The organism is Paenibacillus bouchesdurhonensis (assembly GCF_900155685.1).
Taxonomy (GTDB): domain Bacteria; phylum Bacillota; class Bacilli; order Paenibacillales; family Paenibacillaceae; genus Fontibacillus; species Fontibacillus bouchesdurhonensis.
This window is the reverse complement of sequence record NZ_LT732548.1, coordinates 2,631,019-2,653,812: the sequence shown is the minus strand read 5'-3', so window position 1 is coordinate 2,653,812 and position 22,794 is coordinate 2,631,019. Positions and strand designations below refer to the sequence as shown.

The window sequence follows — 22,794 nt, the reverse complement described above, 5'->3', positions numbered from 1 at the left end:
CCTCTATTCCTCATACTCCGTGAAATCTACATTCTCGACGATCCAGCGCTTCCGTGGATCGACCTTATCGCCCATCAGCGTGGACACGCGGCGCTCGGCCTTCGTAGCATCTTCAATCTGCACCTGGAGCAGCGTGCGCGTTTCCGGATTCATCGTCGTTTCCCACAGCTGATCCGGGTTCATCTCTCCGAGTCCTTTATAACGCTGCAACTCAAAGTTTTTGCCGAATTCCTTCAAATAATTTTGAAGCTGTTCATCCGTCCATGCATATCTGACGGTCTCCAGCTTGCCAGATTTGCGCGTAATTTTATATAACGGAGGCTGGGCGATATACACCCGTCCTGCATCGATCAGCGGCTTCATATAGCGATAGAAAAAGGTCAGCAGCAGCACCTGGATATGCGCGCCGTCTGTATCCGCATCCGTCATAATGATGATCTTGGAATAATTGCTGTCTTCCAGCGCAAATTCCGTACCTATTCCTGCACCGATCGCCGAAATAATATATCGATACTCATCGTTCTTCAAAATATCGGCCAGCTTGGCCTTCTCCGGGTTCATCGGCTTCCCTTTCAGCGGAAGGATCGCCTGGATTTTCGAGTCCCGCCCCTGTTTCGCGGAGCCTCCAGCAGAGTCACCTTCTACGATAAACAGCTCATTGCGCGTAAAATCCTTCGATTGGGCCGGCGTTAGCTTGCCGCCGAGATTTGAGCTCTCGCTGCGCTTCTTGCCCGTTCGCATTTCATCCCGGGCTTTACGAGCTGCTTCTCGCGCCTTGGACGCCTGCACAGCTTTCTTAATGAGCAGCTGTGCAACCTGCGGATTCTCCTCCAGAAACAGCGCCATATTCTCCGATACGACGGCATCTACCGTGCTTCGGGCCGAAGCGCTGCCCAGTTGATCCTTAGTCTGGCCAACGAACTCCACTTCCGCCATTTTCACGTTGATTACCGCCATCATGCCTTCGCGGAGATCATTTCCCTCCAAGTTCTTGTCCTTCTCCTTCAGGATGCTGTTCTTGCGGGCATAATCATTCATCACCCTCGTATAAGCAGTCTTAAACCCTGTCTCATGCGTTCCTCCTCCACGGGTAGGAATCGAGTTGACGAACGAGGCAAGCGTCTCAGTATAACCGCCGTTATACTGCAAAGCAACCTCGACTTCCACATCATCCTTCTCCGAGTAGAAGTGGATCACGTCATGTAGAACATCTTTGCCTTCATTCAGAAATTGAACGAACTGGCTCGCCCCGCCTTCATAGAAGAACTCGTCCGCACGATCGGATCGTTCGTCCTTAAGCGTAACTTTGAGCCCAGAATTCAAGAACGCAATCTCCTGCAAACGTTCAGCAAGCGTATCATAACTAAGTCCGATTCCAGAAGGAAAGACCCGAATATCCGGCTTGAACGTGACTTTCGTTCCAGTTCGGTTCGTGTTGCCGATGATTTCTAGCCCGGTCACCGGTTCTCCGACATGCTCAATCCCCTTTTTATCAACCCAGTACTCGAAGCGCTGGCGGTGAATTTTGCCGTCCCGATAAATATCTACTTCGAGCCACTCTGATAACGCATTCGTTACCGAAGCGCCGACACCGTGCAGGCCGCCCGATTTCTTGTAGCCTGAACCGCCGAATTTGCCCCCGGCATGCAGAATCGTGAATACGACCTGCGGGGTCGGTATCCCGGTTTTGTGTATACTCGTTGGAATGCCACGCCCATTGTCGAATATGGTGACTGAACCGTCCCTATTCAGCGAAATATCAATTTTTGAACAGTACTTCGCTAAGTGCTCGTCTACGGCATTATCCACGATCTCCCACACCAAATGATGAAGTCCCGACGAGCTCGTACTGCCGATATACATACCTGGTCGTTTGCGTACCGCGACAAGCCCTTCGAGCACTTGAATGTCGTCCGCGTCGTATCCTGAGTCCGCTCCGCCTGCCGCTGGCAGGGCAGTTTCCTCGAACAAATCGATTTGATCGGCCATTCATGCTCCCCCTTTTATACTTCTTTATGTAGACATTTTACTAACAAATGCAAACAGATGTTTTGGTTTCCTTGTACATTTTAATTCAATATGTCCTGTTTCGTAAAGACAAGGAATGAAACAAGGAGTGAACCAAGCCCCCAAACGGCAAGTACCGCCAGCGAGAAGCCAAGCGTCATTCCCTCAATCGGGGCAGGCGTTCCCGCCAGATATTGCGTCAATCCTAAATTGACCATGAACAAATATTTCGCACTCGTCCACGCTGAGGCCAAATTCGTTAGAATATTACCGGCTATTAACGCTGCCATCATAATGACGATACTGGCTGCCGTGCTGCGTACGAGCACAGACACCATAAATGCCAGCATAGCAACGACCGAGCTAACAAACCAGATGAGCCCCATTTGCATCAATATATACTTCCACTGAGGTACAGCGTGTACTCCTGATATATCGACATCTGCGCCTTGAAGCTTAAATCCGGTGAACACTGGCAGATTGAATCCTTTATAGCCAAAAAACAATCCGGACACCAAATAACAGACGACAAACGTGGAGACAATGATGAGCGATACGAACATCAGCAGCGTAATCAGCTTGCTAAGCAGCACTTTCCAGCGTCTGATGGGCCGTGTCAGCAGCATTTTAATCGTCCCGCTCGTTCTTTCGGAAGAAACAATATCCGACCCAACCCCCATGATCAGCAGCGGAATAAATAAAGTCGCCGCATTATCCAGGAACTCCTTCGTGAACGCAACGGCCCCCGGCTGTCGAGGGTTCACATCATGCTCCAGATAATATTTCATCTGCTGAATATAGATTTGGCGGTATTTCTTCCACTCCTCCGGCACACGGTCGCTCCCGAGCGAGTTTTGATTATCGGTTATCGCCTGCTGTACCTCCCGGCGCCAATCGGTGCCGAATTTACTCCGCTTCTCCTCAGCGGCCCTTAACTGCGCATAGGAAAATATAGGTACAAGTACGAGCAACACCAGCAGGATGACATAGAAGCGCTTCTTCTTGATCATCTTAATGGTTTCATTCTTCACTAATGCCATCATACTATTCAATACTCTCACCTTCCGTCAATTCCAGGAATAGCTGTTCTAATGTAGGATTGATTCTTTGAACAGCGTGAATTCGGATGCCTTCGGCGACTAGGCGGGGAAGGACTGCTTGTACATCGTCAGGCAGCATTTGCGTAACAATAGCCTCCTCGCTCAATCCAGCGATGATTGTATCATCCAGCACCGCATCCACTTCAGGAATCATCGTAATTCCGGCTTCTTCAAGAAGCTTTAGGCCGCGGTCTCGAGGGGAAAGCTCCCATACGATGTAATTGGAATTTTCAGAGATCAGCTCTTCGACGGCTCCTACTGCAAGCACGCGGCCTCGGCTAATAATTGCTACGCGATCGCACAGCAATTGAATTTCGCTAAGCAAATGACTGGACACAAATACGGCTAAGCCCTCTTCGGCCAGCCGCCGAATAAACAGGCGCAATTCCTTGATCCCCTTCGGGTCGAGCCCATTCGTTGGCTCATCCAGGATCAACAGCTTGGGTCGTCCGAGCAAGGCTTGAGCAATGCCAAGGCGCTGGCGCATGCCAAGTGAATATGTCTTAACCTTATCATGAATACGCTGGTCAAGACCAACGACATCCACTACCTCGCTGATTCGCTGCTCATCCACGCCAGGCAGCATCCGGCCAAAATGCTGCAGATTTTCCCATCCCGTCAAATAAGGGTACACCTCAGGGTTCTCTACAATCGAACCTACGTAGGCAAGCGCTTGCTCCGGCTGTCTTCTCACATCGTATCCGCAAATCGTCACCTTGCCCTTGGTCGGTCGAATCAAATCAACCAGCATCCGGATCGTTGTTGTCTTCCCGGCTCCATTTGGCCCTAGAAAGCCAAAAACCTCGCCTTCCTGCACCTCAAAAGTAACATCCTTCACAATCCACTTGCGGCCGATCTTCTTCCGTAGATGCTGTACGCTTAGCACCGTCTTCCGCTGTTTTTCGTTGCGCTTTTCCGTCCCTTCACGGCTTCCAAGCGCCGTTCGTTCTTCCGTTTTATGCCGCTCCTTTTGAACTTGTTCCTTCACAGCCTTGTCCGCCGCGGTCATATATCCCACTCCTTCTGCCTTCACATGATGGATTCAGCATCAATAAATCCCCTGCATCATCCGTTCAGCAATAATCTGATATCCTGCCCCATTCGGGTGAAAATGGTCGCTTGCTAAATATTTCTGTGAATTGTATGTAAATAAATCAAAGGTCGGCACGACGAGCGTTCTTTCCCGTTCACGCAATATATTTGTTACGATATGATTCCAGCGCGATACGGCTTCATCGCCAATTTCCCGCATCCCGGGCAAATCGGAAAACGGGTTATATAAGCTGATGTAGACAAGCTGCGCCTCGGGATTCGTCTCCCGAATCTTATCGGCAATTGCCCCTAGCCGCATGGAGGCTTGTGACACGGATTGCTCCAGGTCTAATTCCGTAGGAAGCTTCCCTGCGGTTTGCAAATTCTCCCCTCCATCAAACAGATCGTTTCCACCGATGGACAGGATGATAATATGGGCCTGACTCAATGAATATTGAACTCCCTTTTCATCCAGGAGAGCCATGAGACCTTCCGTCGTCAAGCCGTTGATGCCAAGGTTATTCACCAGTTTGGAATCCATCCCTTGCTCTTTGATCAGCTCCACGAAACGCCTGGCAAACCCTTTCCCGCTGTCATCACCCGTCCCTTTGGCAAGAGAGTCACCGATCGCCGTCACATTCAGCACTTCGGCCTTCTGTGGCGGTACGTTAGACTCTTCTTCAGGATTTCCAGCCGTTCCTTGGTGCACTTCAGCCCCACTTCCAACTGCTCCAGGCAATATCACATCTCTCACGGCGTACAGAAATCCGGCAATAAGCAATAAGGTGGACAACAACGATAATACCCCCGTCGTCCGCCATACTCGTGAAGTGGAATTCATCTTGTCCCTCGTCCTCCTGTGCCATTATTTCCGATTCATTCGTTCCTTAATAACCTTTCCAGCTAATAACTAACATAAAACTTCTTCTAATAATAAGCAAATCCGTCTTGTCCTTGCCTTTAAATAGTATCCATAAAAACCCAAATAAAAAAACTGGATTTTCAAAAATGAGAGGAGTATAATACTTTGTGCAGGTAATTATAAGGGTTATTAGCTTAGCTGGTAGAGCAGCCGACTCTTAATCGGCAGGTCGCAGGTTCGACCCCTGCATAACCCATTTTTAAGCTTGATTAAGAGCTGTTTTGCATCCGCACTGGATGACAAAGCGGCTCTTTTGTGTTAGAGAAAAGTACGAATAAAGCCTAGTCAAAAAAATTTACCCGGCAAACTTAATTACCGGGTAAATCTTTGTCATATCATATTATTTTCCGATAAATTCCTGAACCCAGTGGCCGTTGAAATAACCAACGCCTATTAAAGTATACTTGGAATTCAACATATTTGCTTTATGCCCTGGGCTGTTCATCCAAGCGGTTACGACCTCAGAAGGGGTCTTCTGTCCTTTAGCAATATTCTCGCCTGCATATCGATAAGTAATATTGTAGGCATCCATCATATCGAATGGCGATCCATAGTTAGGCGAGGTATGGCTAAAATAATTATTTTTGTACATATCGATGGCTTTGTCTTTAGCCATTTTGGATAAGTTCGTATGCACGATGAGCGGCTTCAGTCCCGCATTCTTCCGTTCCACATTGACCAAAGCGACTACCTTGGCCGCATTCTCGGCTTGGATTTGCGCATATACGGCAGCCATCTGCTTGGCGGATGCCTGAGATGTTTTTGTCGAAGCCGCAAAGACTGTTCCGTTCCCAACGCCTGCTAGCCCCGGAGCCACTGTTAGCGAAGCCATCAAGCCAAATAACATCACGCCTGACAGAATTGCTGCCGCCTTCAGTTTATTCATGCTGTATTCCCTCCTTCAGACTCCTTACATTCTTTGGAGTATCATGTCATATTCTAACATGACTCCGGGAGTACTGCATGAGTAATTTATGGGAAAGATTACTTCTTAGCCGCGTATTTCCGCATATCAAAGGCTACTGCTGCGACAATAATCGCCCCTTTAATAATTTGCTGCCAGTACGGCCCAACACCGATAAACGTCAACCCGTAGTTGATTACTGTAAAAATAAGTACCCCAGCCATCACGCCTTGAACCTTGCCGATCCCGCCCGTTGTCGATACGCCGCCGACAACACAAGCAGCAATCGCATCAAGCTCATACATGTTGCCGTAGTTGTTCGTAGCCCCGCCTGTACGCGCCGCTTCAAGCACACCAGCCAAGCCATATAAAGCACCGGCGATCGAATAAATAATGATCAGGTTTCTGGAGACATTAATCCCCGATACTTTCGCAGCCTGCTCATTGCCGCCGATCGCATACATATTTTTGCCGAGTCTTGTCTTGTTGAACATGACCCAAACAATCAGACAGACGAAAATGGCGATAATCACGATGTTGGGTATGGAAAATTGTCCCGTGCCGATGCTCCCCGAGCCCAGCATCGTAAAATCCTCACGTAGCCCGCCGATCGGTTGCGAATGGTTCGGCGCTGTGTCGAAATACAATGAGTTGATGCCATAAATAGCAACCATGGAGCCTAATGTCGCAATAAACGGCGGTACTTTAAACTTCGATACAATGATACCGTTAATTAATCCGAACACGACGCCTACGGCGATTGCAAGCAAAATCGGAACGATTAGCGGCAGCTCGGGCAGATTCGGAAAAAATCGCCGTGGATAGTCCTGCAGTTGCAGCATGGATGCCGAGATGACCGCCGTCAAGCCCACCATCCGTCCGGCGGACAAATCCGTGCCCCCAGTGATCAGAATAAATGCCACCCCAAGGGCGATAATTACCCGCGTGGATGATTGAATCAAAATATCCCGCAATGAGCTAATTCCGATAAAGTTAGGATCGTATACGGTAATTCCGATAATTAGCACGGCAAGCACAATATAGATCGCGTACTCGGATACGAATCCTTGCATTTTCTTAACATTCATGATCGTCTCTCCTTCTTTATAAGCCTCAATGCTGGGCTGCCAAAGTCATAATTTCTCTCTCCGAAGCTTGATCCCCATCCAGAATACCGGTAAGCCGGCCTTCGGACATAACCATGATTCGGTCAGACATGCCCAGCAGCTCAGGCATTTCGGATGAAATCATGATGATGCTTTTCCCTTGCTCCGCCAGTTCGGCAATAATAGAGTAGATTTCAAATTTAGCGCCTACATCAATGCCGCGCGTCGGCTCATCGAGCAGCAGGATTTCCGGTTCGGTCAGCAGCCATCTTGCCAGCAGCACCTTCTGCTGATTGCCGCCCGACAAGTTCATAATCAGGGTCTTATGTGTCGGTGTCTTCGTTCGCAATTTCTCGACCATCGAGTTGACTTCGAGCTTCTTCTTCTTCTCATCGAGCAATCCATAGGGCTTAACATAACGCTTCATATTGGCTATAGCCCCGTTCTCGTGCACCGATAGCACCGAGAAAATGCCTGTCGTGCGCCGCTCCTCCGTAAGCAGAGCAAATCCTAGCTTCTTCGCATCGCTGGAGCTGCGGATTTTCGCTACTTTTCCGTTAATCTCGATCGTGCCGGACTGGATTTTGCGCAGACCGAACAAAGCCTCCACCAATTCCGTGCGCTGTGCACCCACGAGGCCGCCTATACCGAGAATTTCGCCTTTGCGCAGCTCAAATGAAATGTTCTTGAATGATTTCGGCTCCGGAGAAGTCAATTGATCCACTTTCATGATGACTCCATTCGGCGTATTATGCCGATCGGGAAAACGCTGAGTTAAATCCCGTCCAACCATCTTCGAAATAATGAGATCCGTCGTCATTTCAGCCGCGGGCCACGTCCCGATTTTTTGCCCGTCACGCATAATCGTCACATCATCGGATATTCTCAAGATTTCTTCCATCTTGTGCGATATATATATAATCGCGACGCCGCGCTTCTTCAAATCATTAATAATTCGGAACAACTGCTCCACCTCCACACTCGTTAACGAGGAGGTTGGCTCATCCATAACGATAATTTGCGAATTGAAAGAAACTGCCTTCGCAATTTCGATCGATTGAATTTTTGAAACCGATAATTTACCGACAAGGATCTCGGGTTCAATATCTATATCGAGCTCTTTAAACAGCTCCTCCGTATCCCGATACATTTTACGGTGATCGACCATCTTAAAGGGGCCGAAGCCTCGCACCGGGAACCTTCCGAGCCATATGTTTTCCATCACATTACGGTAAGGAACGGGATGCAGCTCCTGATGAATCATCGACACGCCGAGAGCCAGCGCATTGCTAGAATTGTTAATATCCGCTTTCTTGCCGTTAATAAATATTTCTCCGCCGTCCGGCCGATAAATGCCGAACAGGCACTTCATTAGCGTTGATTTGCCCGCCCCATTCTCCCCCATTAGGGCATGGACGGTACCTGGCCTTACCTGTAGAGTAACCTCATCCAGCGCCTTGACGCCGGGGAACTCTTTCGTAATCTTTTTCATTTCAAGCATATATGATTGTTCAGACATTATTTACGCCTCCTGATTTATTTCTTGTATGAGAGGCACAGCAAGCGTTGCTCTAATTGTTCCTATCTTATGAAAAAAGGAGGCTCGTTCCCGAAAGTCCCGAACCTCCCATTTCTGTCTCTTGCTGAGAACCCTGCTGTCCGTTGACTTATTTGAACTCGGCTGCGTTTTCCTTCGTTACTTTCTGATAAGGAATCCAAACAAACTGATTATCGGAAATTTCGAAGCCAACGCTGTCGCTATTAATTTCCGCTCCTTGGGCAAGCAAGGAAGCAAGCGTAACCGCAGCTTTACCTTGGTTCTGTGCGTCGTTTAGCACTGTTCCAAGCATCGTGCCTTGCTCAAGGGCTTGCAGTGCAGGGGCTGTCGCATCGACGCCCACAACCGGAATATATTTGTCGCCTGTGAAATAGCCAGCCGCTTTAAGCGATTCGATAGCACCTAAGGCCATGTCATCGTTATTTGCAAGAACAGCTTCGATCTTATCGCCGTTAGCTGCAAGGAATGCCGCCATTTTTTCCTGACCTTTTACCCGATCCCACATGGCCGTATCCTCATTTACTTTCTCTACTTTAATTCCAGCATCCTCAATAGCTTGGATGGAGTACTGGGTACGCAGCTCGGCGTCTTGGTGGCCTGGCTCGCCCTTCAGCATGACGTATTGCAACACACCGTCACCATTCTTGTCGGCCTCCGGGTTGGCTTTCCAGTAATCTGCAATGATTTGGCCGGATAATGTTCCAGATTCTTCTGCTCTCGCCCCAACGTAATACACCTTATCCCATTTCTTCATATCTTCAGGCAGCGGTTCCCGGTTCAAGAATACGACCGGCGTATCCTTGGCCTTTGCTTTATCGATAATGACGCCAGCCGCTGTACGATCAACCGGATTAATAATCAGTGCGTTTGTTTTCTTCGTTAGGAATAAGTCGACCTTGTCATTCTGAGTAGGCTGGGAGTTTTGACTGTCGACAATCTCTACCTTTGCGAGCCCATCCGCGTTCTGCCTGATCGAATTGCGGACGCCAGTCATGAAGGTATCATCGAACTTGTATATAGCCACGCCTACATTAGGAGTCGCGCCCCCGCCAGAGCCCTCCTTATTACCGCCGTTGGAGCATCCAACTACCGCAGTACCAAGAAGTGCGGCAGCCAGCATTGCAGAAGCAATTTTTTTCATCGTTTTGACCTCCTGAAATCATTTTTATCTTCTTTATGTTGTAGTTACGCTTACATTATGACGGGTTTCTCCGTTAAAGCGAATCAAAAATTCTGAGATGTTCTATTAAAATTCTGAGGAAGTATGAAAAACATAAGAAGCCCCGTTCCAAATTGGAACGAGGCTGTAACCCAGGCCTGCCGCTAAGTGCAGCGATCCAGCACCATATTATTTTTGCTTAGTCTACATATCTCCCTTGACGCGACACTGTGATTTCACCAAAATGCTCCGCCAGCCGCCGCAGCCCCTGCTTCAGTTCTTCTCCATCAAGCGACAATCCTACTGCACAAATGGAAAAAGCAGCTTCTGGTGCTCTGGCCACAGCATATTATCCAAGTCGATCAGCTTCGTATCTGTCGGTATCCGATCCTCCAGTTTCTCCCCGCGTGCGGCTTGAACCGCGGCGACCACGGCCAAATATCCGTTATTGAACGGATTTTGTACGACCATCGCCTGTACCTTATCCTCCTGCATCAGCTCCAGCATCTCCGGTGGATTATCGAATGTGATCATCTTGACGATGCCGCCATAGCCTAGATCGCTAACCGCCCGTCCCGCACCAATCGAGGATTCCGCGCTTAAGGACACCAACCCATCTATTCCGGGGTAATTTGCCAGCATTTCCTTCGTTAACCGGTAAGCAAGCTCCTCATCGGAACCGCAGTATTGAATATCCACGACCTCAATGCCCGGAAAGCGAGCCACATAATCCAGGAATCCTTCCTCCCGCTGATCGGCATTCTTGGCACCCTTCACGAAATTTACAATCCCAACCTGGCTATTCTCTCCAATGAGCTGCACTAAACGCTCTGCTGCCTTCTGACCTGCTTCATAATTGTTGGTGCCGACGTAAGTTTTTACCTTGGTAGAGGCGACCTCCGAGTCCATGGAAACAACGGGTATATCATAGTAGGAGGAGCGATCCGTTACCTGTCCGAGCGCTTCATAATCACTTGCCGACAGAATAATTGCGTCCGGTCGTCTTGCGATAGCCTCCTCCATGAGCATAATTTGATCTCTGAAGTCATTCTCATTGCTTGGCGCCATATAATTCAACTGGACATTATATTCTTTCGCAGCTACTTCAGCGCCCATGCGAATCGTTCTCCAATAATCCCCGCGATCCAACTTAACGATCATATCCACAACAAGCACATTTCGTTCATGCTGCGGATTTACAGCGGAAGTACAGGAAGCAAGCAGAATTACGACCGGGATCAAGAGCAAGGGAAGCAAGCGGGATATCCGCAGGCACTCGCTCCATTTCAATAACATTCTCAAGCTCTCTTCCCCCCTTGCTCGTTTTCCGGCCTAACGACGGGTATCCTAATCGTCACGGTAGTTCCCTCTTCAAGCTCGCTTTCAAAATGCAATCCATATGGGGCCCCGTAATATAAAGCAATCCGCTCCTGAACGTTCCTCACGCCTACACCGGAGCCGGAGCCGCTATCACTCCGCGCGGCCCCTGTCCTTACTTTCGATAATCTGTCCGGAGTCATGCCCACGCCATTGTCTTTAATTTTCAGCCGCAAATGCTCATCCTGCAAAGAAATATAGACCCCAATAAAGCCTTCCTCCGCCAGTTGCTCGATTCCATGGTGAATCGCATTCTCAACCAGCGGCTGCAATATAAGCTTGAGAGTAAGACATTCGAGCGCCTGCTCCTCGCATTCGATTTCATAGCGAAATTTATTTTTAAAACGAATTGTCTGAATAATCAAATAGTTCCTGACGTGCTCCAGTTCTTCCTGAACCGAAATAATATGACTGCCTTTGCTCAAGCTAATGCGGAAAAATCGGGACAACGACGTAATCGTCGTTACAACCTCTTCGTTCCTTCCCATTTCGGCAAGCCGGGTAACCGAGTTCAAGGTATTGTACAAAAAATGCGGATTAATCTGAGATTGAAGCACATCCAGCTCGCTTTTTCGCTTGGCTTCCTGCTCCTCAATGATTTGATCCATCAGTTCACGAATGCGCCGCAGCATAAGATTAAAGCGTTTGGACAACTGCTCTACTTCATATACCCCGCCGACATCTACCGCAGTACGAAAATTCCCCTTTTCCACCATTTTAACGGAACGCTCCAGCCTGCGGATCGGCTGTGATATTCTGGCGGACACGTATATCGATACAATCAGAACGACAACGAGAACACCTATCAGAAACCAGACGATGAAATCCCGCAAATCCTGCTTCGTAGTCAGAAATTCTTCCACATAGGCAACTCCCACTATTTTCCACCCAATTGGCTGTACCGTCTGAATGAGAATAATTCGCTGCTCTCCTTCCGCCTCATCCAAGTAGCTCCCGAAGCTATAATTCAGAACGGGCTCCAAATTTTCATATTTCAGCCCAGCATAAATCAGCTGCTGCTGCGGATGATACACAATGTTTCCCGCCGCATCGATAATATAGACATAACCCTGCTTGCCAAGGCTCACTCTCTGGCTAAGCTCATCAATCGTTCGGAAGTTCACATCAATCGCGAGTACGCCTTGTTTGATCATGTCCCCATCATAATACGGAATAACTTTGCTCATCGAAACGACCCAACGATACTCCCACTTGAATAAATTTTGAATGTGGGGCGGTGTAAACTGCAGTTTCCCGGGATTTTTCTGAGCCATTGTAAACCAGGCCTGCTCCGTTAGCTTTGTATTTTGTCGCATTGGAATAGAAGGCACGTTGCGCACCAATTGACCATCCATAGAGAACAGAGCAATCGACACAAGATCTTCACGCGTATTTAGGATCGTTCCCAGCTGTTCCTCAAGCGTCTCGTCGCTTAGCTTGCCTCCCGCGTTGACCTTCTCCTCGGCAACCTCGAATATATCCTCCATACCGCTTACATATAGCTCCAAATTCGCGTTAACTTGTTCAATGATTTGATTTAAATTCAAATATGTATTTTCTTCCGAAGCTTGGGAGAAGCGGTCAAATAACATGTAGCTGACAAGAATGACTACGAGCACTGTAATCGAAATAGTAGATAACGAAATAATCGTTTGGATTTTTCGCACATGAAATTGCTTGAAGAATGAACTGACATGTCTCCATATTTTCATGACGATTCGGCTCCATTACGAAATTCCTTCGGAGAAATGCCGAATTTCTTTCGAAAGCAGAAGCTGAAGTAATTTGGATCGGTAAAGCCTACCTTCTCAGCGATTTCAAACGCTTTCAATTCCGTGTTCCGAAGTAAGTGCTGCGCCGCTTCCATGCGAATTCCCAGCAAATAATTGACGAAGGTCATTTTCATTTCCCGTTTAAAAATATTACTGAAGTACCCCGTACTAATATGCAGATGCTTGGATACTCTGTTTATCGAAATATCGCTGTCATGATAATTGGCCTCGATGTATTCCTTGGCCTCAGCCACTAACCGGCTGTAGCTGGATTGCCGTTCCGATGCGATTGAACTCCTTAGCTTGACACATATGCTGATAAACCAGGATTTCGCTTCACTAGCATGGGTGATTTTAGCGAAATGTCCAAGCAGTGCTCTTTCATCGCCAAATAACTGATCCAGGTTGACCCGGAATTCTTTGGCTACCCGAATGACCGTCGTCAGCATTTCTAGCAGGTGCACTTGGAAATCCTCGTACGAAACCCTACTGTCGACTAAAACCGAGAACAACTCGTCCAGCAATTGATGCAATTCGCCATCGCTTCCTACCTTAAGGCAGCGAATCAATTCCTTCTCGCGGGTATCGTCATAAATGAATGGCATGCTCTGCCTTGTCTCGACATCATGAATCCAAATCACCTTGTTAAGACCGAGAATTAGGCGATAATCCAGCGCCTGTTGAGCCTCATCATATGAAATCACCAAATCGCTCAGGTTCATCACGGCCGAGCCGGCCCCACAGGTAATGCTCAGCTTCAGATAGCGTTCCACGCTAAAGCGGATTTCTTCGAGGATCTCCAGTGTTCTCGCGGTAATATGCTCCTTGTCCTGCACCGAGCATATGCTTAATAGCACTACGACATCATGATGAATGAAGACACGGCCGAATTGTTCCCGTTTCGTAATTTCATCCGCGATATTCAGCACTGCAAACAGCTGAAGCTGGTTATCCTTCATATCCCGCAGAGAGGGAGAACCGGCAGTTGAGGATTCCTCTTCTTTTGGCTCCGACAGTTGTAGAGAGTCTACACTAACGACCGAAACCATATAACCCTGTCCCTCTAAGTCCATTTCATAGTGTCTGCCTTTCTCCCGTATTTCAGCCTTCGGCAAACGCCGGGATACGAGGGAGGAGAGGAACAAGCTTTGGAGAACCGGCAAGCTTTGACGATAATGTTCCGTTAACGTCTGTACATTTTCTCTCTCCGCCAATTCCTCGTCAATATGCCGTTTCACCTTCTGCAATACCGCCGCCAACTCGCCTGCGGAGAACGGTTTAAGTATGTATTCATCGATTTGCAGGCGGATCGCCTGCTGAGCGTATTCAAACTCCTCAAAGCCGGTAAGTATAATGATCTTTGTAGACGGATAATGAGTCCTCGTCCACTCCGACAGCTGCAAGCCGTTCATAAACGGCATTTGAATATCTGTTACAACGACATCCGGGACATGCTTCTCAATCAGCTCTGCCGCTTCCTTCCCGTTCTCAGCCGTATCCATGACTATAAACCCTAGACCAGCCCAATCGATCTGCCCGATGAGCCCTTCCCGCACATCCGCTTCATCGTCTGCTAATATTAATTTATACATGGAGCATCAACTCCTCCTAGATTTCCACCCGATTTTATAACATCGACTGCTAAATGTAAACTGGTGGCCAAGACTATAGTCTAGTATTATTTACGCCTTTAGACGGTTTTGGTATTCCATGAACTGTCATACCATGGTAATATCAATAAATAGTAGTACATAACCTAAAAATTAAATGGCGGTTGAAAAAAATATGAACAACGAAACACAAATTTTTATTCTGCTGAGTAATCCGCGGACCATCGTCACGAAAATGATTGGTTTGTACACAAGAGCGCCATATAATCATGCCTCGATCGCATTTGATTCCGAACTTCGTGAAGTTTACAGCTTTGGCCGGAAGCATCCTCTCATCCCCGTCTTCGGTGGTTTTGTGAAGGAGAACATCCACTCCGGTGTATTCGAGAAAGCAACTTGCGCCATTTATAGCTGCACCGTCAGTAAAGAGACTTACGAACGTATGCGAACCTACGTCCGTCAGTTTGAAGAAAACGATGAACTGTACAGCTATAATTTTCTGGGTATTCTCGGCATCATCCTCAACATGGAGCTCGGCGGAGCGAACTCTTACTTCTGCTCCCAATTCGTCAGCTCCGTGTTTCTACAAGGCGGAGTACATCTCGTAAATAAGTCCGCCGCCCTCACAACCCCTGCGGATTTGGAATCCTGCTCTCACCTTGAGCTCATATTCCGAGGCCGCCTAGAAACCTATCGTGAGCTATGCTGCTATCGAAGAAATAATAAGCTTCAGCAGCAGCCTTCATACGTCGTATAGGAAGCTTCGCAAATCATGTCTCCGACAATCAAATAGAATGCAGCAAAGAACCTCGCCATGGGCGAGGTTCTTATAAATTCAGCTATATTCGAAGGTTCGATATCTACTCTCTCTATGAATCTAATGACTTGCTTAGACGGTATCCCCGGCATATAAAGCCCATATGCTCGTAAAAAGACTTCGCCAGCATATTGCGCTCTCCACCAGCAGACAGAACAAGCTGGTTGCTGCCTTGCTCCTGGGCCCAAGCTTCAGCCGCCTCCACAAGCTGACGACCAACACCCGTACTGCGGTGCTTCTCGTCAACAACCATCGCTGTAATCAGCGTTACCGGATGGCTCATGTCATGCGTCTGATGCTGCTTCAAAAAGGTTGTACCTATAAGTTTGCCATCCAATTCAGCGACATAACTACACAATAACGGATGCTCCTCCAGCAGGCAAAGCCGCTCATGCAGCACGCTTGGTGTCGTTGGATATTTAAGCTGGCGCATTAAGGGCAGCATCTGCTCGACATCTCCGGAACAACTTCTGCGAATGACTAAAGCCGGTGCCAACACCATACTACTCATTGATCTTTACCACCTTTAATGAGCTAGCCGCTTGTTTCGCGCGGCTGCGAGCTGTTTCAACATCCTCTGCTCCACTTAGAGCAACAGCCATCCGTCTTCCCTGCTTGCTAAGCGGTTTGCCGAACACGCGAATTTGCGTTCTTGGCACGCTCAAAGCTTCCTCCATGCCTGTGATAATGAAGGCTTCCCCTTCCTGATCACTCTTGAGTGTTGCAGAAGCACCTGGTGTAACCAGTTCAATGGATGGTATCGGGAATCCCAGAATCGCCCTTACATGCAAGGCGAACTCCGATAAATCCTGGGTCATCATCGTGACCATGCCCGTATCATGCGGCCTGGGGGATACCTCGCTAAACACGACCCCCTCCTCCGTCAGGAACAATTCAACGCCGAACACACCGTAGCCCCCGAGCGCGTCCGTTACTTTCCGGGCGATCATCTCCACTTCCGAAAGCTGGGCTGGGCTCATGACATGAGGCTGCCATGATTCGACATAATCACCATCCTGCTGGACATGGCCGATCGGCGGGCAAAAGAGCGTCCCTGAGGCAGATCGAACAGTCAACAACGTAATCTCGCTTGTAAAAGGGATAAAAGATTCAACAATGACCCGCATTTGCTTGGCGCGAGCCCCCTCCAGAGCAGCCTGCCAGCAATGCGATACATCGGCTGGTTTCCGGCATACGCTTTGTCCCTTGCCAGATGAGCTCATTAACGGCTTAATTACACAAGGGTAGCCGATTTCGGCTACGGCCGATTCCAGCTCTTCCAAGCTGTTGGCAAACCGATAACTAGCCGTCGGCAGGCCAAGCTCTTCCGCAGCAAGCCGGCGAATGCCCTCCCGATCCATCGTGAGCCTGGTAGCTCCTGCCGTCGGGATAACTTTATAGCCCTCTCGCTCCAGTTCAACAAGAACATCTGTCGCAATTGCTTCGACCTCTGGAATAATAAGATCTGGTGAGACGCTGGCAATCAACGCGCGAAGCGCCTCACCATCCAGCATATCGATAACATAGGATTCATGTGCGACTCCCATTGCGGGCGCGTGCTCATAGCGATCCACGGCAATGCACCTGACGCCGAGCCGCTGAGCTTCAATGACAACTTCCTTACCTAATTCCCCACTGCCAAGCAGCATAATGCTCTTGGCATGCTCTGATAGAGGAGCACCCCACATGACTACAGATATCCCCCTTGAATGTTGAGTTAATTCATCTCCATCTATTTTCAGGTTTTATGAGAAATAAAGCAAGAGTTCGACATTAAAATGTGATTAAAATCTTCAGAAAATTACAAAAAACGAAACTGGGCTTCGACAAGTCCGCTATAAATTCCCTTTTTCGCCATTAATTGTTCATGGGAACCTTGCTCCTTAATCTCTCCATGATCCAGCACGACGATATTATCAGCATTTCGGATCGTGGACAAACGGTGGGCAACAATAAATGACGTTCTTCCCTTCAACAGCACCTTCAGCGCCTCTTGGATTTTAAGTTCGGTTTCCGTATCAATACTCGCCGTCGCTTCGTCAAGAATCAGGATACGAGGGTTGGCCAGCAGCGCCCGCGCGAAGGACAACAGCTGACGCTGTCCCATCGACAAGGCGTTTCCGCGCTCCTCCACCTCGGTATCATAGCCGCCCGGGAGCTTCATGATGAAGTCATGCGCATCCACCGCTTTAGCCGCTGCTTCGACCTCCTCATCCGTGGCATCTAGCCGGCCAAAACGAATATTGTCGCGGATGCTTCCCGAGAAAATGAACGTGTCCTGAAGAACGATGCCGATCTGGCTTCGCAGGCTGCGAACCGTAACATCCCGGATATCATGGCCGTCGATATGAACGGAGCCCTCGGTCGTATCATAGAACCTGCTTAACAGATTAATGATCGTGCTTTTCCCTGATCCGGTGTGGCCCACAAGGGCGATTGATTGCCCTGCTTGAACGTCCAAGGAAATTCCCTTCAGAGCCGGCCGGTTCTTCTCATATTCAAATATGACATTTTTGAACTCAATATTCCCTTCAATCGGCGGAAGCGGCTTCGCCCCCGCCTTATCGGCAATACTCGGCTCCTCATCGATAAATTCAAAGATACGCTCCGATGAAGCCATGGCGACAAGCAGTTGGTTATACATCATTCCAAGTCGGTTGATCGGATCCCAGAAATTCCCGACGTAGTTGCTGAACGCTACAAGCAGCCCGATCGTCAGCTCGCCGGTTTGAATCATGTAGGCACCGAGCATGAACAAAATAAAAGTTCCTAATCCGCCGGTGATTTCGATAATTGGTCCAAACATCTGGTTCATCGCCGAGGCTTTATCCCAAGACTTCTTGCTGTCCATATTCATCATATCGAAAAAGCGCATGTTCTCATGCTCCTGCGTATACGCCTGGGTTACGCGGATTCCTTGAATCGATTCATTCAAGTGAGAATTGATCCGGGAATTTCGCATCCGCACTTCCTGCCATGCGATTCGGATCTTCTGCCTTAGCTTTGTCGACACGAAGAACATAATCGGAACGGTAATCATGACGGCAAGGCCCAGCTGCCAGTTAATCAGCAGCAGAATGACAACGATCCCTGCTAATTGTACACAGTCGATCATCAAGTTGACGACGCCGTTCGTGAACAAATCCTGCAGCGAGTTGACGTCGTTCGTGACGCGTACGAGCACCGAACCCGCCGGTCGCTTATCAAAGAAATTAAACGACAGCTTCTGGATATGCTTGAACAGGTCGGAACGAAGGTCATAGATCACTCTCTGTCCGATAATGTTCGTATACTTGATGCGAAGTCGACTGGATATCCACTGCACGATGTAAAGCGCGACGATAATCCCCGTTAAAATGTAAAGCAGCCTTAAGCTGGGGTTGCCAATCGCGGGAGCTATCGCTTTGTCAATGGCGACACTCGTCAAAAAAGGAACGGTCAGCTTCGTAATCGTCCCTAGGACGGTCATTAGCAGCACAAGCGGCAGCATCTGCTTCGCATAAGGCTTCATGTAAGAGAACAAGCGGCGGAACTGCTTCCAGTCAAACGCCTTGTCGATCAGCTCATCATCCTGATATACGAAGCGCTCCTCAATCCGCGTCTTCTGCTTCTTTCCCTTGAACGCCTGATTGCTATGAGTTTCAGTATGCATGCTACAACACCTTCCCTTCATTGCTCTCGTTAGCCCGGGACAGATGGTCAGCATATTGAATTCGGTATACTTCTTGATACGGTCCAGGGACATGAATCAGTTCTTCATGCTTGCCACGCTGTACAATTCGCCCTTCATCCAACACCAGAATTTCATCCGCATGACGAAGCGATGAGATTCGGTGGGCAATAATGAAGGTGGTTCGGCCCTGCATTACTTCTTGGAAGCCCGATTGAATTTCATGCTCGGTTTCCATATCAACCGCACTTGTTGCATCGTCAAGAATGAGAATCTTAGGATTTATAAGCAAAGCGCGCGCAATGGCGATCCGCTGCTTCTGGCCCCCGGACAGCCCCATCCCTCGTTCGCCGACGACGGTATCGTATCCATCGGGCAATTCCATTATGAAATCATGGGCCTTCGCGAGCTTGGCCGCATGAATGATTTCCTCCATGGATACTTGTGTAATGCCGTAAGCGATATTGTTCCGAATGCTGGAAGAGAACAGGAAGGTCTCCTGAAATACAGTTGCAATCCCGCTGCGCAAACTTTGGATGCGTATATCATTAATATCTCTTCCGTCGAGTCGAATGCTTCCCTCATTCACATTATAGGCGCGCATGAGCAGCTGAATAATCGTCGACTTGCCTGATCCGGTGCCGCCAAGAAAGCCGATGACCGCCCCCGGCTCCGCTGTAAAATGGATATCCGTTAACGCAGGCATTTTGTTGCCGTAAGCAAAGGTGACATGATCGAATTCCACCTTGCCCTGCACATTCTCCAAATCCAGATCGACCGCACTGTCTTCATCCTTCACATCTACGTTCTGATTCAGGATTTCCAGCACCCGTTCCCCCGAGGCCTTGGATTGCGTATAGTTGTTAATATGGAAGCCTAGCCCCCACATCGGGCCGATAATGAACCAAATTAAGCTGAAGAAGGCGACCAAATCTCCAAGCGTCAACTGCTCCTTAACGACAAGAGTTCCTCCAACAGCCAGCAGAACAGCTACACTAATCGACGCAAGCAGCTCCATGACAGGGAAAAATTTACTCCACAGCATTGAGGCAAAAATCTGATTATCCTTATAGCGCTCATTGCGATGAGAGAACTTCTCCATCTCGTAGGGCTCGCGGGCAAATGATTTGACAGTACGCACCCCAGTTACATTCTCCTGAACCGCCGTCGTCAGCGAACTCAGAGCAAGACGCATTTCCTGGAAGGCCGGGTGAATTTTGGACTCGAACTTCAAGGCAACCCCAGCTAGAAACGGAATCGTGATCATCGTGATCAGGGTTAACTGCCAGTGAATCGACATCATCATAATCGATCCAAACACAACCATCAGCACCAGATTGAGCAATTGTGCAAATCCAAAGCCGACGAAGTTCCGAATTGCCTCCAGATCTCCCGTTAGCCGGGACATCAAATCCCCAGTCTTCGCTCTATCATAATAGCGGAACGATAGAAATTGCAGCTTCTCATAACAGGCATTCCGAAGTCGATAAGCGAGATAGTTGCCAAGCCTTCCGCCGAAAAATCCGTGTAAAAACTGCAAGAATGCTTTGATGATGACGACACCTAAGGCCGTCAAAGCAATCCATAATACCCCTTCGTAATTGCCGGGACTAATCACATCATCAATCAAATTTCGAAGCAGCAAAGGATATACGAGTCCAAATCCAGTCGCTGCAGCCAAGCACAGGATCGACAATATTAAATAAGTTCGCCGTTCCCGATAATAACCTCTTAATTGCCTTAGTACTTCCATGTCATTTCCTCCCAGTAACGCCTGTCATCGATGGCTTGCAATATTAAAATTATTTGCCCCTCTTCGCGACGTCTGCGTTACTCTTCAGTTATGTTGTTTTTGTGTTCTTGTGTTCTTGTGTTCTTTAAAGCAATTCCTGATACAGAGTTTGAAGGCGCTGCGGAACAGCCTTCCACGACTCATCTGGATTCGCCGCGTCAGGCATACTGGATACGCTGTTCTCCCATTCATTCCACTGCGCCTCAAACGAAGCAGCAATCGCTGCAAATCTTGACGAGGTCTCTTCCGCATAAAATTGGATTAAATCGTCTCCGCAACGCTGAACCGCTTCTTTGATGCTTGCGCTTAGCGGTTCCTCCAGCGCGTCACGCAATCTCTGCTTACCCCCTCCTTCAAAAAATGTCTTTGGATTTCTAAAATAGCTCCAATATGAGGCAGCCTTAAGGCCATCCCCCAAGCCTCCTTCTTGGATGCTCGGAGTCAGCCAGGCAGAGGTTCCATAAATCGACAATCCAGGCAGCGACTCGATTTCTTCCTTCAGCACCACAAGCCAAGCATGGGCTTCCTTCGAAAGCAGCGACTCGCATTTCTTCTCAAGACGCAGAGAAGTCGCTTGAACCTCGCGCTCAAGCTCTATGCTGAGTTGAGCCATCCATCCCTTTAAAGAAGCGGCAAATTTCCGCTTCATATCCCCACCGTCATCCTGTAGGAGCGAAGGATGGAAATATTCATGATACAAATCACCCGCTAGAAATTGCAGACGTCTGCGAACATGAAATAACAATTCTTCGGTTTCCTGAGCGATCTCCGCCGCTTTATTGCTACCCGTCAGCTCTCCAAGCTTCGCAATAAAGCGCTGGCGATCCAAGGTCAATTGAGCTTTAAGCTGTTCGCGTTCTTCCTCGCTTTTGGCCAGCGTATTGCTCCACTGCTCTGCCCGCGCAATGAACTGCTCCAGCTCATGGCGTGCCCCATTAATAGCTACCCCCGCTAAATCTTCGCCGATAAAGCGGAAGAAACGAGCCTCGAACCGGGAGAATCCCGAAGTTTCGAGCTTGGCGGCCTCTCCGCTTTGCTTGGATTCCAATGCAATGATGCTCGATACCGGATAAATTTGCGGCGACTCAATTCCGGCCGCACGCAGACCATCTTCCACATGCTCGACTACGCTGGACAGCTCGCCCGGCGTCGCCGCCAAGTCGGCAGCGTTGACGATAAAGAACATTTTGTCGAGCGCAAAGTTGCCCTTCACCCGGCCCAAATGGCTCAGGAACTGGCGATCTGCTCGGGAGAAGGCATGGTTGTAATAGGTAACATACAGCAGTGCATCACTGTTTTTCATATATTCAAAGGTGACTCCAGTATGCCGGGCATGAATAGAATCCGCCCCTGGAGTATCCACGATCACAATTCCCTGCTCTGTGAGCGGACAAGAATAATACAAATCGATACCCGCTACGAAGCAAGCACGGCTCTCTTCGGCCACATATTCTGCGAATTGCTCCAATCCGGTCACTTCCCGGCTTCCAAGCCGCGAAGCATTTTGCTCCCAGCCTAGGGCAGCCGCTTTCAGGAAGCTGAAATGGGCTCGCCCGGAAGGAGGGACATCTGGCGCCTTCAATCTCCTTACTTCAGACAGCCAGTTGCCTTCCTTCCAAGCTCCAAGCTGCAGCGCCTCAAAGGAGTAAGCCAAATCCTCGCGCATCGCTTCGGGGGTCTTGAAGGTAATGGCCGCCTGGCCATGCTTCATGTCCCCTTCCGGCGCGATAATGCGATTGATCGCCGCGGTCGTCGGATGCGGCGATACCGGCAGAACCTGAGCGCCCAGCAGGGCGTTCGCGAAGGAGGATTTGCCCGCGCTGAAGGCTCCGAACAGCGCGACTGTGAAGCGTCCGCCGCGAAGTGCCGCCGCGCGGACGCGCAGCTCCCGTACCCCCGACCCGAAGGCGGGGTACGGGGCCAGCGCCTCGGCGGCGGCGCTCAGCACCGCCGCCGCCTCGCTCAGCC

At 49.1% G+C, this 22,794-nt stretch carries 17 protein-coding genes and 1 tRNA gene; 2 read left to right on the top strand and 16 right to left on the bottom strand.

The window, feature by feature from the left end; genetic code table 11:
- Window positions 1-3: 3 nt before the first annotated feature.
- The 4 genes from parE to CZ379_RS16250 all read right to left on the bottom strand — a co-directional run bounded on the left by parE (window position 4) and on the right by CZ379_RS16250 (window position 4,980).
- A complete protein-coding gene (parE, locus tag CZ379_RS16265; RefSeq protein WP_110932579.1) occupies window positions 4-1,989 on the bottom strand; it encodes a DNA topoisomerase IV subunit B in 1,986 nt (661 codons plus the stop codon).
- Between the two features lie 80 nt (window positions 1,990-2,069).
- Window positions 2,070-3,050, bottom strand: a complete 981-nt coding sequence (locus CZ379_RS16260; RefSeq protein WP_407668705.1) for an ABC transporter permease subunit — start codon at window positions 3,048-3,050, stop codon at window positions 2,070-2,072.
- A gap of 1 nt (window position 3,051) precedes the next feature.
- Window positions 3,052-4,116, bottom strand: a complete 1,065-nt coding sequence (locus CZ379_RS16255; protein WP_110932577.1) for an ABC transporter ATP-binding protein — start codon at window positions 4,114-4,116, stop codon at window positions 3,052-3,054.
- Between the two features lie 39 nt (window positions 4,117-4,155).
- Window positions 4,156-4,980, bottom strand: a complete 825-nt coding sequence (locus CZ379_RS16250; RefSeq protein ID WP_110932576.1) for a GDSL-type esterase/lipase family protein — start codon at window positions 4,978-4,980, stop codon at window positions 4,156-4,158.
- Between the two features lie 204 nt (window positions 4,981-5,184).
- Between CZ379_RS16250 and CZ379_RS16245 the strand changes: the two genes are divergently transcribed.
- Window positions 5,185-5,257: transfer RNA gene (locus CZ379_RS16245), tRNA-Lys, on the top strand.
- Window positions 5,258-5,401: 144 nt separating this feature from the next.
- On the opposite strand, the gene CZ379_RS16240 is transcribed toward CZ379_RS16245, so the two are convergent.
- From CZ379_RS16240 to CZ379_RS16210, 7 genes are all read right to left on the bottom strand, one after another.
- Window positions 5,402-5,947, bottom strand: coding sequence for a CAP domain-containing protein (locus CZ379_RS16240; protein WP_110932575.1), 546 nt, complete (start codon window positions 5,945-5,947; stop codon window positions 5,402-5,404).
- A 98-nt stretch (window positions 5,948-6,045) separates the two neighbouring features.
- On the bottom strand, window positions 6,046-7,053 hold the full coding sequence (gene mglC / locus CZ379_RS16235; RefSeq protein ID WP_110932574.1) for a galactose/methyl galactoside ABC transporter permease MglC: 1,008 nt from the start codon (window positions 7,051-7,053) through the stop codon (window positions 6,046-6,048).
- Window positions 7,054-7,078: 25 nt separating this feature from the next.
- Complete coding sequence (locus CZ379_RS16230) at window positions 7,079-8,590, bottom strand: sugar ABC transporter ATP-binding protein (RefSeq protein ID WP_110932573.1); 1,512 nt, start codon at window positions 8,588-8,590, stop codon at window positions 7,079-7,081.
- A gap of 148 nt (window positions 8,591-8,738) precedes the next feature.
- Window positions 8,739-9,770, bottom strand: a complete 1,032-nt coding sequence (locus tag CZ379_RS16225; RefSeq protein WP_110932572.1) for a galactose ABC transporter substrate-binding protein — start codon at window positions 9,768-9,770, stop codon at window positions 8,739-8,741.
- 318 nt (window positions 9,771-10,088) lie between these two features.
- The gene (locus CZ379_RS16220; protein ID WP_110932571.1) at window positions 10,089-11,084 is read right to left on the bottom strand and encodes a substrate-binding domain-containing protein; all 996 of its coding nucleotides are present in this window, start codon (window positions 11,082-11,084) and stop codon (window positions 10,089-10,091) included.
- Between the two features lie 2 nt (window positions 11,085-11,086).
- Window positions 11,087-12,877: a sensor histidine kinase gene (locus tag CZ379_RS16215; protein ID WP_110932570.1), complete on the bottom strand. Its 1,791-nt coding sequence runs from the start codon at window positions 12,875-12,877 to the stop codon at window positions 11,087-11,089.
- Window positions 12,874-14,529 (bottom strand): response regulator, encoded by a 1,656-nt coding sequence (locus CZ379_RS16210; RefSeq protein WP_110932569.1) that lies wholly within the window; start codon window positions 14,527-14,529, stop codon window positions 12,874-12,876. Before CZ379_RS16210 ends, CZ379_RS16215 begins: the two co-directional genes overlap by 4 nt.
- A 193-nt stretch (window positions 14,530-14,722) precedes the next feature.
- Between CZ379_RS16210 and CZ379_RS16205 the strand changes: the two genes are divergently transcribed.
- The gene (locus CZ379_RS16205; RefSeq protein ID WP_110932568.1) at window positions 14,723-15,304 is read left to right on the top strand and encodes a hypothetical protein; all 582 of its coding nucleotides are present in this window, start codon (window positions 14,723-14,725) and stop codon (window positions 15,302-15,304) included.
- A 112-nt stretch (window positions 15,305-15,416) separates the two neighbouring features.
- On the opposite strand, the gene CZ379_RS16200 is transcribed toward CZ379_RS16205, so the two are convergent.
- The 5 genes from CZ379_RS16200 to CZ379_RS16180 form a co-directional block, all read right to left on the bottom strand.
- Window positions 15,417-15,875, bottom strand: coding sequence for a GNAT family N-acetyltransferase (locus CZ379_RS16200; protein ID WP_110932567.1), 459 nt, complete (start codon window positions 15,873-15,875; stop codon window positions 15,417-15,419).
- Window positions 15,868-17,052: a formate-dependent phosphoribosylglycinamide formyltransferase gene (gene purT, locus CZ379_RS16195; protein ID WP_110932566.1), complete on the bottom strand. Its 1,185-nt coding sequence runs from the start codon at window positions 17,050-17,052 to the stop codon at window positions 15,868-15,870. Before purT ends, CZ379_RS16200 begins: the two co-directional genes overlap by 8 nt.
- Before the next feature lie 113 nt (window positions 17,053-17,165).
- Window positions 17,166-19,016, bottom strand: coding sequence for an ABC transporter ATP-binding protein (locus CZ379_RS16190; protein WP_234404926.1), 1,851 nt, complete (start codon window positions 19,014-19,016; stop codon window positions 17,166-17,168).
- A gap of 1 nt (window position 19,017) precedes the next feature.
- Window positions 19,018-20,787, bottom strand: coding sequence for an ABC transporter ATP-binding protein (locus CZ379_RS16185; protein ID WP_110932565.1), 1,770 nt, complete (start codon window positions 20,785-20,787; stop codon window positions 19,018-19,020).
- 124 nt (window positions 20,788-20,911) lie between these two features.
- On the bottom strand, window positions 20,912-22,794 hold a 1,883-nt coding region (locus CZ379_RS16180; protein ID WP_199925634.1), incomplete at its 5' end, for a dynamin family protein.

Coding starts and splice junctions, on each gene's coding strand:
- CZ379_RS16185 (WP_110932565.1), bottom strand. CDS start 20,787: ATGGAAGTACTAAGGCAATTAAGAGGTTATTATCGGGAACGGCGAACT.
- CZ379_RS16210 (WP_110932569.1), bottom strand. CDS start 14,529: ATGTATAAATTAATATTAGCAGACGATGAAGCGGATGTGCGGGAAGGG.
- CZ379_RS16260 (WP_407668705.1), bottom strand. CDS start 3,050: ATGATGGCATTAGTGAAGAATGAAACCATTAAGATGATCAAGAAGAAG.
- mglC (WP_110932574.1), bottom strand. CDS start 7,053: ATGAATGTTAAGAAAATGCAAGGATTCGTATCCGAGTACGCGATCTAT.
- CZ379_RS16205 (WP_110932568.1), top strand. CDS start 14,723: ATGAACAACGAAACACAAATTTTTATTCTGCTGAGTAATCCGCGGACC.
- CZ379_RS16255 (WP_110932577.1), bottom strand. CDS start 4,116: ATGACCGCGGCGGACAAGGCTGTGAAGGAACAAGTTCAAAAGGAGCGG.
- CZ379_RS16230 (WP_110932573.1), bottom strand. CDS start 8,590: ATGTCTGAACAATCATATATGCTTGAAATGAAAAAGATTACGAAAGAG.
- parE (WP_110932579.1), bottom strand. CDS start 1,989: ATGGCCGATCAAATCGATTTGTTCGAGGAAACTGCCCTGCCAGCGGCA.
- CZ379_RS16250 (WP_110932576.1), bottom strand. CDS start 4,980: ATGAATTCCACTTCACGAGTATGGCGGACGACGGGGGTATTATCGTTG.
- CZ379_RS16225 (WP_110932572.1), bottom strand. CDS start 9,770: ATGAAAAAAATTGCTTCTGCAATGCTGGCTGCCGCACTTCTTGGTACT.
- CZ379_RS16220 (WP_110932571.1), bottom strand. CDS start 11,084: ATGTTATTGAAATGGAGCGAGTGCCTGCGGATATCCCGCTTGCTTCCC.
- CZ379_RS16215 (WP_110932570.1), bottom strand. CDS start 12,877: ATGAAAATATGGAGACATGTCAGTTCATTCTTCAAGCAATTTCATGTG.
- CZ379_RS16240 (WP_110932575.1), bottom strand. CDS start 5,947: ATGAATAAACTGAAGGCGGCAGCAATTCTGTCAGGCGTGATGTTATTT.
- CZ379_RS16200 (WP_110932567.1), bottom strand. CDS start 15,875: ATGAGTAGTATGGTGTTGGCACCGGCTTTAGTCATTCGCAGAAGTTGT.
- CZ379_RS16190 (WP_234404926.1), bottom strand. CDS start 19,016: ATGCATACTGAAACTCATAGCAATCAGGCGTTCAAGGGAAAGAAGCAG.
- purT (WP_110932566.1), bottom strand. CDS start 17,052: ATGTGGGGTGCTCCTCTATCAGAGCATGCCAAGAGCATTATGCTGCTT.